Origin of the sequence: Pseudomonas sp. OF001 (genome assembly GCF_904426495.1) — a bacterium.
Lineage (GTDB): Bacteria > Pseudomonadota > Gammaproteobacteria > Pseudomonadales > Pseudomonadaceae > Geopseudomonas.
In genome coordinates, this window is the sequence record NZ_CAJGBM010000064.1 from 137,505 (window position 1) to 148,063 (window position 10,559).

General features: G+C 70.5%; 13 protein-coding genes. 8 read left to right on the plus strand and 5 right to left on the minus strand.

The features are described 5' to 3' along the window. Positions 1–145: 145 nt before the first annotated feature. From RA210_RS20975 to RA210_RS20995, 5 genes are all read left to right on the plus strand, one after another. Positions 146–892: a sulfite exporter TauE/SafE family protein gene (locus RA210_RS20975; RefSeq protein WP_136489640.1), complete on the plus strand. Its 747-nt coding sequence runs from the start codon at positions 146–148 to the stop codon at positions 890–892. A gap of 158 nt (positions 893–1,050) precedes the next feature. Beyond that, a complete protein-coding gene (locus RA210_RS20980) occupies positions 1,051–1,290 on the plus strand; it encodes a CDGSH iron-sulfur domain-containing protein (RefSeq protein ID WP_201487889.1) in 240 nt (79 codons plus the stop codon). 31 nt (positions 1,291–1,321) lie between these two features. Beyond that, positions 1,322–2,161 carry an SDR family oxidoreductase gene (locus tag RA210_RS20985; RefSeq protein WP_201487890.1) on the plus strand — a complete coding sequence of 280 codons (840 nt, stop codon included), beginning with the start codon at positions 1,322–1,324 and terminating at the stop codon, positions 2,159–2,161. 106 nt (positions 2,162–2,267) lie between these two features. Continuing rightward, complete coding sequence (locus RA210_RS20990) at positions 2,268–2,744, plus strand: LabA-like NYN domain-containing protein (RefSeq protein WP_236574830.1); 477 nt, start codon at positions 2,268–2,270, stop codon at positions 2,742–2,744. 68 nt (positions 2,745–2,812) lie between these two features. After that, the gene (locus RA210_RS20995; RefSeq protein WP_201487892.1) at positions 2,813–4,147 is read left to right on the plus strand and encodes a DEAD/DEAH box helicase; all 1,335 of its coding nucleotides are present in this window, start codon (positions 2,813–2,815) and stop codon (positions 4,145–4,147) included. Positions 4,148–4,150: 3 nt separating this feature from the next. Here the strand turns inward: RA210_RS20995 and RA210_RS21000 are convergent, their stop codons facing one another. Next, positions 4,151–5,191 carry a double zinc ribbon domain-containing protein gene (locus tag RA210_RS21000; RefSeq protein WP_201487893.1) on the minus strand — a complete coding sequence of 347 codons (1,041 nt, stop codon included), beginning with the start codon at positions 5,189–5,191 and terminating at the stop codon, positions 4,151–4,153. A 158-nt stretch (positions 5,192–5,349) separates the two neighbouring features. On the opposite strand from RA210_RS21000, the gene RA210_RS21005 reads away from it, so the two are divergent. Both RA210_RS21005 and RA210_RS21010 read left to right on the plus strand, forming a co-directional pair. Next, positions 5,350–6,498 carry a pyridoxal phosphate-dependent aminotransferase gene (locus RA210_RS21005; protein WP_201487894.1) on the plus strand — a complete coding sequence of 383 codons (1,149 nt, stop codon included), beginning with the start codon at positions 5,350–5,352 and terminating at the stop codon, positions 6,496–6,498. 89 nt (positions 6,499–6,587) lie between these two features. Beyond that, positions 6,588–7,382, plus strand: coding sequence for an amidohydrolase (locus tag RA210_RS21010; protein ID WP_201487895.1), 795 nt, complete (start codon positions 6,588–6,590; stop codon positions 7,380–7,382). Between the two features lie 130 nt (positions 7,383–7,512). On the opposite strand, the gene RA210_RS21015 is transcribed toward RA210_RS21010, so the two are convergent. Further along, a complete protein-coding gene (locus tag RA210_RS21015; protein WP_201487896.1) occupies positions 7,513–7,701 on the minus strand; it encodes a hypothetical protein in 189 nt (62 codons plus the stop codon). 65 nt (positions 7,702–7,766) lie between these two features. Here RA210_RS21015 and RA210_RS21020 point away from each other — a divergent pair, with 65 nt between their 5' ends. Continuing rightward, complete coding sequence (locus tag RA210_RS21020; protein WP_201487897.1) at positions 7,767–8,300, plus strand: flavin reductase family protein; 534 nt, start codon at positions 7,767–7,769, stop codon at positions 8,298–8,300. On the opposite strand, the gene RA210_RS21025 is transcribed toward RA210_RS21020, so the two are convergent. The 3 genes from RA210_RS21025 to RA210_RS21035 all read right to left on the minus strand — a co-directional run bounded on the left by RA210_RS21025 (position 8,297) and on the right by RA210_RS21035 (position 10,318). Continuing rightward, positions 8,297–8,665: a DUF2784 domain-containing protein gene (locus RA210_RS21025; RefSeq protein ID WP_201487898.1), complete on the minus strand. Its 369-nt coding sequence runs from the start codon at positions 8,663–8,665 to the stop codon at positions 8,297–8,299. The genes RA210_RS21020 and RA210_RS21025 overlap by 4 nt on opposite strands. Before the next feature lie 2 nt (positions 8,666–8,667). Beyond that, positions 8,668–9,027, minus strand: coding sequence for a cupin domain-containing protein (locus RA210_RS21030; RefSeq protein WP_201487899.1), 360 nt, complete (start codon positions 9,025–9,027; stop codon positions 8,668–8,670). A gap of 112 nt (positions 9,028–9,139) precedes the next feature. Then, complete coding sequence (locus tag RA210_RS21035; protein ID WP_201487900.1) at positions 9,140–10,318, minus strand: MFS transporter; 1,179 nt, start codon at positions 10,316–10,318, stop codon at positions 9,140–9,142. Positions 10,319–10,559: the final 241 nt, after the last annotated feature.

Consider the following 10,559-nt stretch of genomic DNA (forward strand, 5'->3'; position numbering starts at 1 on the left):
CGGCTGGACGCGGAGCGTCCATGGCTCGGGCTCCCACGCAGAGCGTAGGAGCCATCAATCGGGAGCGGGGAGGCAGGCGCTCTCGCTATCCCCTTTCCCGGCAGCTTCCTACAATGCCCGCTCCTTTCCTGTCTCGAGCCATGCCATGGACCTGCTGCCCGCATCCCTCTCCCTGCTCGACGCCGGCATCCTGATCGCCACCGCCGGCTTCACCTCGCTGCTCACCGGCGCCATGGGCATCGGCGGCGGGGTGCTGCTGCTGGCGATCATGGCCGGCATCGTCCCGGCCGCGGCGCTGATCCCGGTGCACGGCCTGGTGCAGCTCGGCTCCAACGGCAACCGCGCCTGGATGACCCGCCGGCACATCGACCGCGGCCTGCTCGGGCGCTTCGCCCTCGGCGCGCTGGGTGGCGCGCTGCTGGCCTCGCTGATCGTCGTCCAACTGCCGCTGCAGTGGATCCAGTTCAGCGTCGCCGCCTTCATCCTCTATCTGGTCTGGGGGCCCAAGCCGGGGCAGCGCAGCCTGGGTGCCGGCGGGCAGTTGCTGGCCGGCGGCTTCACCACCCTGGTGTCGATGTTCGTCGGCGCCACCGGGCCGCTGGTGGCCGGTTTCCTCCACCGCCACGACATGGACAAGCTGGCCACCACCGCGACCTTCGCCGCCTGCATGAGCGCCCAGCACCTGCTGAAGATGGCGGTGTTCTCGGCGGTCGGCTTCGCCTTCTGGGACTGGCTGCCGCTGGTGGCGGCGATGATCCTCGCCGGCATGGCCGGCACCTGGCTCGGCCTGAAGCTGCTCGACCGCATGCCGGCGGCACAGTTCAAGCGCATCTTCGCCTGGGTCGTGACCCTGATGGCGCTGCGCCTGCTGTGGCAGGCGAGCGGATTCTGAGGAGCGCGCGCCCGGGTGGCGTATCCACCGGGTGGCGTATCCACCGGGTGGCGATCCACCGGGTGGCGATCCACCGGGTGGCGATCCACCGGGTGGCGTACCCACCGCTCGTCGGGCGGCTATGCTGGAAGGGCACAGCAGCCCGAGGGAGGTGCAGCATGTCCGAACCCCATATCGCCCAGCGCGGCCCCTATGCGGTGGAGGTCGAGGCCGGCAAGGAATACTGGTGGTGCCGCTGCGGCCGCAGCCAGAGCCAGCCGTTCTGCGACGGCTCGCACAAGGTCGGGCCCTTCCGCCCGCTGCGCTACCTCGCTCCGCGCAGCGAGACCCTGTACTTCTGCGGCTGCAAGCACAGCGCCACGCCGCCGCTGTGCGACGGCAGCCACAAGCTGTTGTAGGCTGAAGTTCCGGACACGCCAGGAGGGCCCCATGCGCCGAGTCATCCGCAAGGTATTCCGCAGCAAGGTATTCGACCGCAAGGTGGTGCTGATCACCGGCGCCTGCGCCGGCATCGGCCGCGCGCTGGCGCTGCGCTTCGCCCAGGGCGGCGCGCGCCTGGTGCTGCTCGATCTCGACCAGGCGGCGCTGGACAGCCTGGCCCAGCACCTGGCCGACCACCACAACGCCGAGACCCTGGCGCTGCGCTGCGACGTCGCCGACGCCCAGGCGGTGCAGGCGGCGGTGGCCCTGGCGGTGGAGCGCTTCGGCGGCATCGACGTGCTGGTCAACAACGCCGCCATCGCCCAGAGCAGCCCGTTCGCCCGGACCGATCTGGCCGTGTTCGAGCGGGTCATGGCGGTCAATTTCTTCGGCGCGCTGCACTGCACCCAGGCGGCGCTGCCGAGCATCCTCGCCCGTCGCGGGCAGATCATCGTGATGAGCTCGCTGTCCGGTTTCGCGCCGATGCTGCACCGCAGCGCCTACAACGCCAGCAAGCACGCCCTGCACGGCCTGTTCGACACCCTGCGCCTGGAGCTAGATGGCAGCGGCGTCAACGTCATGCTGGTGTGCCCCGGCTTCACCGCCACCGACCTGCGCAAGCACGCGCTGGTCGGCGACGGCTCGGTGACGCCGTCGCCGCTGCCCTTCGTCGGCAAGGTCTATGCGCCGCAGGACACCGCCGAGGCCATCTACCGCGGCGCGGTGCGCCGCAGGCGCCTGCTGGTGCTGTCCAACGTCAACTGGGTCGCCCGCCTGCTGGCGCGCCTCGCCCCGCGGCTGTTCGAGCGGCTGCTGGTGCCGCGCTTGTCGGGGCTGAAACCCTCGTAGGGACGAATCGATTCGCCGGACCTGGCCGCGCTGGCGAATGAATTCGCCCCTGCAGGCTGCGGATTGGCCGGATAATGGTTGGGCCGCCACGCCACAAGGAATCCCGTTGAAGACCATCGCCCTGTTCGCCGACGTGCAGAACCTCTACTACACCGTGCGCCAGGCCCACGGCTGCCACTTCGACTACGCCGCGCTGTGGCGCGAAGTGGCGGCGCGCGGGCAGGTCGTCGAGGCCTACGCCTACGCCATCGAGCGCGGCGACCCGCGCCAGCAGCAGTTCCAGCAGACCCTGCGCCGGCTCGGCTTCACCGTGAAGCTCAAGCCGTACATCCAGCGCAGCGACGGCAGCGCCAAGGGCGACTGGGACGTCGGCATCACCATCGACGTGCTCGACGCCGCGGCGCGGGTCGACGAGGTGGTGCTGGCCTCCGGCGACGGCGACTTCGACCTGCTGCTCGAGCGCGTGCGCCGTGGCGGCACCGAGGCCACCGTCTACGGCGTGCCGGGCCTCACCGCGCAGTCGCTGCTGCGCGCCGCCGACCGCTATGTGCCGATCGAGGGCAGCCTGCTGCTGCGCGGCTGATCGACGCCGTACGAACGAGCGATTGCAGGTAAACTGGCGCCCTGTTTTCCCTGCCGGTTGCCCCTGCCATGACCTTCGCCTCCCTCGGCCTGATCGAGCCGCTGCTGCGCGCCCTCGACGCCCTCGACTATAAAACGCCCACGCCGGTGCAGAGCCAGGCGATCCCCGCCGTGCTCAAGGGCCGCGATCTGATGGCGGCGGCGCAGACCGGCACCGGCAAGACCGCCGGCTTCGCCCTGCCGCTGCTGCAGCGCCTGAGCATGGCAGGGCAGGTGGCGCCCAACTCGGTGCGCGCGCTGATCCTGGTGCCGACCCGCGAGCTGGCCGAGCAGGTCCACGAGAGCTTCCGCGTCTACGGCCAGCACCTGCCGCTGCGCACCCTGGCGGCCTACGGCGGGGTGAGCATCAACCCGCAGATGATGCGCCTGCGCAAGGGCGTCGACGTGCTGGTGGCCACCCCCGGCCGGTTGCTCGACCTGTTTCGCCAGAATGCGGTGCGCTTCGAGCAGGTGGAGACCCTGGTGCTCGACGAGGCCGACCGCATGCTCGACCTGGGTTTTTCCCGCGAGCTCAACGAGCTGTTCGCCATGCTGCCGCGGCGGCGGCAGACCCTGCTGTTCTCGGCGACCTTCTCGGAGACCATCCGCGAGCTGGCCCGCGTGCTGCTGCGCGACCCGCTGAGCATCGAGGTCAGCCCGCGCAACGCCGCGGCGCAGTCGGTCAGGCAGTGGCTGATCCCGGTGGACAAGAAGCGCAAGAGCGAGCTGTTCTGCCACCTGCTCAAGGCGCGGCGCTGGGGCCAGGTGCTGGTGTTCGTCAAGACCCGCAAGGGCGTCGACGAGCTGGTCGGCGAGCTGCAGCATCTGGGCGTCAGCGCCGATGCGATCCACGGCGACAAGCCGCAGCCGGCGCGCCTGCGCGCGCTGGAGCGCTTCAAGGCCGGCGAGGTGCAGGTGCTGGTGGCCACCGACGTGGCGGCGCGCGGCCTGGACATCGACGACCTGCCGCTGGTGGTCAACTTCGACCTGCCGATCGTCGCCGAGGATTACGTGCACCGCATCGGCCGCACCGGCCGCGCCGGCGCCAGCGGCGAGGCGCTCTCGCTGGTGTGCGCCGACGAGGTGCAGCTGCTCGCCGCCATCGAGCTGCTGATCCGCCAGGTGCTGCCGCGCCGCGACGAGCCGGACTTCATCCCCGACCACCGCGTGCCGCAGACCACCATCGACGGCCAGGTGGTGAAGAAGCCGAAGAAGCCCAAGAAACCCAAGATCGAACTGGGCAAGCCGGGCAAGGCCGGCAAGCCGCTGGGCAACTGGATCGACAGCAGCGAACCCAGGGTCAAGGCGGTGCGCAAGATGCCCAGCCTGGGCGGCGGCGCCAAGCGTCCGGCGAAGAAGAAGTAGCGGCTACGGCCGCTGCGCGCTGCTGCCGCAGGCGAAGCAGAAGCGCGCGAAGGCGCTCTTGCGCGTCTGGCACTGCGTGCAGTGGTCGAACAGGCTGAGACCGCAGTGCTGGCAGAAGTCGATCTGCGGGTTGTCCAGCTCGACCGGCCGCTCGCAGCCGGGGCAGACCTTCTTGGCCAGGCGCAGCAGCGAGGTGTCGTAGGAGATCTCCTGGCGCCGCTCGGCATCGGGCTTGGCCTCGGCCTCCAGCTGGCGCTGGCGGTAGCGGTTGAACGCGACTATCGCCTGGCGGCCGACCAGCACGGTGATCGCCACGCCGACGATGTTGCGCACATAGCCGCCGTAGCTCGGCAGGTAGGGCACCAGTTCGACGAAGAACACGAACAGCGCGAAGTAGATGTAGCCCCACACGAAGGGCCACCAGGTGCTCTTGCGCTGGCGGGCGAACAGCCAGCCGGCGACCAGCAGCAGCGGCAGGGTGATCGCCAGGCGGATCAGGAACACCCTGAGTTCCTGCGCGCTCTGCTGGCTGCTCATCTGATCGAAGGCGGCGCTGCGCAGCGCGTCGAGCTGGCGCTGCGCGCGCTGTTGCGCCTGCTGGGCGTCGAGCAGGTGCTGCTGCTCGGCCTCCACCGTGCTGCGCACCTGGCGCTCGGCCAGGCGCAGGTGCTCCAGCGCCTCGGTGCGCTTGAGCAGCTCGTCGTCGCGGTCCGCCTGCTGGGTCACCTGGCGGCTGGCCAGCCAGGCGCTCAGGCTGTCGCGGGCGGTCTGGCTGTTCTGCCGCGCCGCCTCCAGCCTGAGGCGGCTCTGCTCCAGGGCGTCCTGGGCATCCTGGGCCAGCTCGTGCTGGCGCCTGATCTCCTGCTCGATGCGCTGGCTCGCCTCGTCGTCGAGGAAGTCCTCGACCGTGAAGCGCTGCTCGACCAGCGGCAGGTTCTTCACCACCGCGCCGCCGAGGTTGACCAGGAAGCCGGCGAACACCACGGCCACCGCCCACAGGATGAGGCGGAAGAACTTCTCGGAGCGGCGCTGGGCCTTGTTCATGGGGAGCATCCTTCCTTGCTGGACCGGGTCACAGCATAGCCCAGCGCCTTGGCGGCGCACCGGACGCAGCCGGCAGTTCCGCGCGCTGCGCAGCGGCTGCCCCGGGGCGGCGGATCGGCTATCCTCGCCGCTTGCGCTCCATGCCTTCAGGAACTGCGATGATCGTCAGCAAGCTGCCCAGCGTCGGCACCACCATCTTCACCACCATGTCCCAGCTCGCCGCGCAGACCGGCGCGCTCAACCTGTCGCAGGGCTTTCCCGACTTCGACGGCCCGCAGGCGCTGCGCGAGGCGGTCGGTCGCCACGTGATGGCCGGGCACAACCAGTACGCGCCGATGACCGGCCTGCCGGCGCTGCGCGAGCAGGTGGCGGCGAAGATCTCCCGCAGCTACGGCCGCAGCGTGGACATGGACAGCGAGGTGACCATCACCCCCGGCGCCACCGAGGCGATCTTCTGCGCCGCGCAGGCGTTGGTGCGCCCGGGCGACGAGGTGATCGTCTTCGATCCCTGCTACGACAGCTACGAGCCCTCGGTGGAACTGGCCGGCGGGCGCTGCGTGCACGTGCCGCTGGCCCTGCCGGACTTCGCCATCGACTGGCAACGGCTCAGTGACGCCATCAGCCCGCGCACCCGGCTGATCATCCTCAACAGCCCGCACAACCCCAGCGGCGCGCTGATTTCCCGCACCGAGCTGGACCAGTTGGCCGCGCTGATCCGCGACCGCGAGATCTACCTGATCAGCGACGAGGTCTACGAGCACCTGGTGTTCGACGGTGTGCAGCACGCCAGCGTGCTGGCCCACGAGGAGCTGTACCAGCGCGCCTTCGTGGTCAGCTCGTTCGGCAAGACCTACCACGTCACCGGCTGGAAGACCGGCTACGTGGTGGCACCGCCGGTGCTCAGCGCCGAACTGCGCAAGGTCCACCAGTTCGTCACCTTCTGCGGCATCACCCCGCTGCAGTGGGCGCTGGCCGACTACATGACCGCCCATCCCGAGCACGTCGCCGAGCTGCCGGCCTTCTACCAGGCCAAGCGCGACCTGTTCTGCGACCTGCTGCAGGGTTCGCGCTTCACCTTCAAGCGCACCCCCGGCACCTACTTCCAGCTGGCCGACTACTCGGCGATCCGCGACGACCTGAACGACGTGGAGATGTCGCTGTGGCTGACCCGCGAGCACGGCGTGGCGACCATCCCGGTGTCGGTGTTCTACCAGACCCCGCCCGAGGGCCTGCGGCTGGTGCGCTTCTGCTTCGCCAAGCGCGAGGACACCCTGCGCCAGGCCGCCGACAAGCTGTGCCGGGTTTGACCGGTAGGGTGCGCCATGCGCACCACGGATGAATGGTGCGCATGGCGCACCCTACGTCAGCCGACGATCAAGGATTTACGGAGATTCCCATGCGTGACCTGACCGCCTTGCCCGACCTCAAGCTGGCCCTGGTGCAGACCGCCCCGGTCTGGCAGGACCCGGCCGCCAACCATGCCCACTTCGCCCGCCTGCTCGACCAGGCCGAAGGCGCCGACCTGGTGATCCTGCCGGAGATGTTCGCCACCGGCTTCTCGATGGACGCCGCCGCGCTGGCCGAGGCCGAGGACGGCCCGAGCCGCGCCTGGCTGCTGGCCCAGGCCGCGCGGCTGAACGCGGTGGTGGTCGGCAGCGTGATCACCCAGGCAGCCGACGGCAGCTACCGCAACCGCCTGTACTGGGCGCGCCCGGACGGCAGCTGCGCCCACTACGACAAGCGCCACCTGTTCCGCATGGCCGGCGAGCACGAACACTATGCGGCGGGCGAGCAGCGCGTGCTGCTGGAGCTGAAGGGCTGGAATGTGCGTCCGCTGGTCTGCTACGACCTGCGCTTCCCGGTGTGGAGCCGCGACCCGCACGACACCGATCTGCTGCTGTACATCGCCAGCTGGCCGGCGGCGCGGCGCAATCCGTGGAACCGCCTGCTGCCGGCGCGCGGCATCGAGAACCTGTGTTACGTGGCGGCGGTCAACCGCATCGGCGCCGACGGCAACGGCTACCCGCACGCCGGCGACAGCCAGGTGCTCGACTTCATGGGCGACAGCCTGCTGGATGCCGGCGAGGCCGAGGGCGTGTTCCACGTCACCCTGTCGGCTCAGGCGCTGGCCAAGTTCCGCACGCGCTTCCCGGCGTACCGGGATGCCGACGAGTTCGAGCTGAAGGGCTGAAGCCGGGCTTGCGCAGGGCGGGTTAGCCGCAACGCGGCGTAACCCGCCATGGCGGCCGGCAGGTCGCCTGTCGTGGGTGGGCCAGCCCTGCGGGCTGGTCGTCGGGTCATGGCCTGCGGCCTGACCCGACCTACGCCTCCTTCTGCTCCTCGCGCACCAGATACGCCTGCTTGTGCCCGCGCGCCTCGTATTCGCGCATCGCAGCCTCGGCTGCGTCGCGGGTGGCGAAGCGGCGCATCGCCACCTCGTTGCCGTTGTCGTCGATGCGGTAGAGCAGCCAGCGCTCTCGCTCCGGGGCTGCGTCTGTCGAGTCGTCCACGCGCCATGCCTCCCGCCGGGCTATGGTTGATCGGGCCAGTATCCTCCCCTGCCCGGAGCTGCCCGATGAAAGAGTTCCTGCCTCTGGCCGAAGTCTACGCCATCCTCGAACCCGGCCCGGTGGTGCTGCTCAGCACCGCGCAGGCCGGGCGGGCCAACCTGATGCCGATGTCCTGGCACTGCATGCTGGAGTTCGAGCCGCCGCAGGTCGGCTGCGTGGTCAGCGCGGCCAACCATTCCTTCAAGGCGCTGGAGGCGACCGGCGAGTGCGTGCTCAACGTGCCGAGCGCCGAACTGCTCGACCAGCTGGTGGCCTGCGGCAACAGCCATGGCGACCAGGTCGACAAGTTCGCCAGGTACGGCCTCACCGCGCTGCCCTCGGCGCAGGTGGCGGTGCCGCGGGTGGAGGAGTGCTGGGCCAACCTCGAATGCCGGGTGATCGATCGCCAGCTGGTCGGCAGCTACGACTTCTTCGTCCTCGAGGTGGTGCAGGCCTGGCACGACCCGACGGTGCAGGCGCCGCGCACCCTGCACCACCGCGGCTACGGTCGCTTCATGATCGCCGGCGAGGAAGTGCAGACCACCTCGAAGATGCGCTAGCTGCGGGCGCGCCGGCGGCGCCACACCCAGGCGTACACCGCTAGGTTCACCGCCAGCACGAAGGCCGCCAGCACGTACTGCACCGGCAGGCTCAGCCAGTCCGGGTAGAGCAGCGGCAGCAGGTAGTGCTCGACGAAGCCCTCGCTGTAGCCGGCCTCGCCGGCGCGCAGGCGCAGCTGCTGCTCCCAGGCGGTGAGCGGGCAGCCGCGGCCGGTCAGTTCGACGAAGATCGCCCAGGCCGCCGCCGGCGGGTGCAGCAGCAGGAGGCCGCGCCAGCAGGCCACCAGCAGGCCGCCGAGCAGGGCGAACAGCACGAAGGCCAGGTGCACGACCAGGATGGCGTCGGCGGCCAGGCCCCAGAGCATGGCTAGTGCGCCTTGGCGTAGTCGAGCATGCCCTGAAAGTCGACCACCACCGCCGGCTCGTCGCCGACCACCCAGGCATCGTGGCCCGAGGGCAGCAGCGACAGGTCGCCCGGCCCGCAGTCGAACTCGCTGCCGTCATCCATCAGGATGTGCAGCACGCCAGAGACGTGGTACTGGAAGTGCGGCGCCTCGCAGCTTCTGGTCTTGGCGATCGGCTGCACCGAGGTCGACCAGCGCCAGCCGGGCTCGAAGATGGCGCGGCCGACCGTGGCGCCGCCGATGGTGACCAGCTCCAGCCGGCCCTTGGGAAATTCCCGGACCTCGTCCGGTTTGCCGAAGTGCTTGAGTGCCGCTCTGTCCATGATCCACCTCCCGTTTGCAGGTGTCCTGGTGCCGGCTGCCCGTTGCAGTCGGGTCAACAGTTCAAGGTTAGGTCAGCCATGGTGGCGCCCGCGGCTGGTCGGACGCGCGGCGTCAGTGCAGTCCCAGCCGCTCGCGCGCCGGGCGCAGGTGCGGCAGCGGCCAGGCGGCGGCGATGGTCGCCAGCAGCAGGGCGACGCCGAGCAGCGGCAGCTGTGCCAGTCCGAGCTGGGCGCCCAGCCACAGGCCGCCGAACCAGGCGCCGCTGGCGTTGCCGAGGTTGAAGGCGGCGTGGCTGAGGGTGGCGGCCAGGCCCGCCGAGTCGCCGGCCTGTTCCACCAGCAAGAGCTGCAGCGGCGAGGAGATGGCGAAGCTGGCCATGCCCCAGCACAGCAGCAGGGCCATGGTCGCCGGGGTGGTGTCGATGAAGGCGAACAGGCCGAGCAGGGCCAGGGCGCTTGCGCCCAGCGCCAGCGGCACCGCGTGGCGCAGGCCGCGGTCGGCCAGGCGCCCGCCGAGCAGGTTGCCGAGGGTCAGGCCGACGCCGAACACCAGCAGGCCGCTGTTGCTCAGATTGGCCGACAGGCCGCCGGCCTCGCGCAGCAGCGGGCTGATGTAGGTGAACACGCTGAACAGCGCCACCGAGGACAGGCAGCAGATGGCCAGGGCGTGCAGCACCGGCCGGCGCAGCACGCCGCTCCAGGCGCCGCCGCCATGGCCGGGCACACCCTGGCCGCGTGGCAGCCACGCCCACTGGGCGAGCAGGGTGCAGACGCCGCAGCCGGCCACGGCGAAGAAGGTCATCCGCCAGCTGCTGGCCTGGCCGAACCAGGCGCCCAGCGGTACGCCGAGCACGTTGGCGATGGTCAGGCCGCTGAGCACCAGGGCCATCGCCGAGGCGCGCCGCTGCGGCGGCGCCAGTTCGGCGGCGAGCAGGGTGGCGCAGCCGAAGAAGCCGGCGTGGCTGATGGCGGTGAACAGCCGCGCGGCGACCAGCCAGGCGTAGTCCGGCGCCAGCGCGCAGCCCAGGTTGCCGAGGGTGTAGGCGCCCATCAGCCACAGCAGCGCCCGCCGGCGCGGCAGGCGGCCGAGCAGCGGGCCGAGCAGCGGCGCGCCGACCACCACGCCCATGGCGTAGGCGCTGACCAGGAGGCCGGCGTCGGCCAGGCTGACGCCGAGGTCGCCGGCCACCTCGGGCAGCAGGCCCATGATGATGTATTCGCTGCTGCCGACCACGAAGCCGCCGAGGGCGAGGGCCAGCAGGGGCAGGGACAGCAGGGCTGGAGCGGACATGGGGCGGGGGATTCTCGGGAGTAGTGCCGAGGCGGCAGGTGACGCGGGAGGCGCATTCTAGCGCGGTACGTCGGGGCTGGGGCGTGTGGGTATGATCGTCCCCACGCTCCTGCGCTCGTCGTTATACACAAGTCCCGGTGAGCGCGTCACGGGCCTCAAAAGCGATGACAAAGTCCCGCAACCGCTGCAGCCCGGTCCACATTGCCTTGGGGCCCGGTGGCCCATCGTGCTTGCGCCCCAA

Coding starts and splice junctions, on each gene's coding strand:
- RA210_RS20975 (WP_136489640.1), top strand. CDS start 146: ATGGACCTGCTGCCCGCATCCCTCTCCCTGCTCGACGCCGGCATCCTG.
- RA210_RS20980 (WP_201487889.1), top strand. CDS start 1,051: ATGTCCGAACCCCATATCGCCCAGCGCGGCCCCTATGCGGTGGAGGTC.
- RA210_RS20985 (WP_201487890.1), top strand. CDS start 1,322: ATGCGCCGAGTCATCCGCAAGGTATTCCGCAGCAAGGTATTCGACCGC.
- RA210_RS20995 (WP_201487892.1), top strand. CDS start 2,813: ATGACCTTCGCCTCCCTCGGCCTGATCGAGCCGCTGCTGCGCGCCCTC.
- RA210_RS21000 (WP_201487893.1), bottom strand. CDS start 5,191: ATGAACAAGGCCCAGCGCCGCTCCGAGAAGTTCTTCCGCCTCATCCTG.
- RA210_RS21005 (WP_201487894.1), top strand. CDS start 5,350: ATGATCGTCAGCAAGCTGCCCAGCGTCGGCACCACCATCTTCACCACC.
- RA210_RS21010 (WP_201487895.1), top strand. CDS start 6,588: ATGCGTGACCTGACCGCCTTGCCCGACCTCAAGCTGGCCCTGGTGCAG.
- RA210_RS21020 (WP_201487897.1), top strand. CDS start 7,767: ATGAAAGAGTTCCTGCCTCTGGCCGAAGTCTACGCCATCCTCGAACCC.
- RA210_RS21025 (WP_201487898.1), bottom strand. CDS start 8,665: ATGCTCTGGGGCCTGGCCGCCGACGCCATCCTGGTCGTGCACCTGGCC.
- RA210_RS21030 (WP_201487899.1), bottom strand. CDS start 9,027: ATGGACAGAGCGGCACTCAAGCACTTCGGCAAACCGGACGAGGTCCGG.
- RA210_RS21035 (WP_201487900.1), bottom strand. CDS start 10,318: ATGTCCGCTCCAGCCCTGCTGTCCCTGCCCCTGCTGGCCCTCGCCCTC.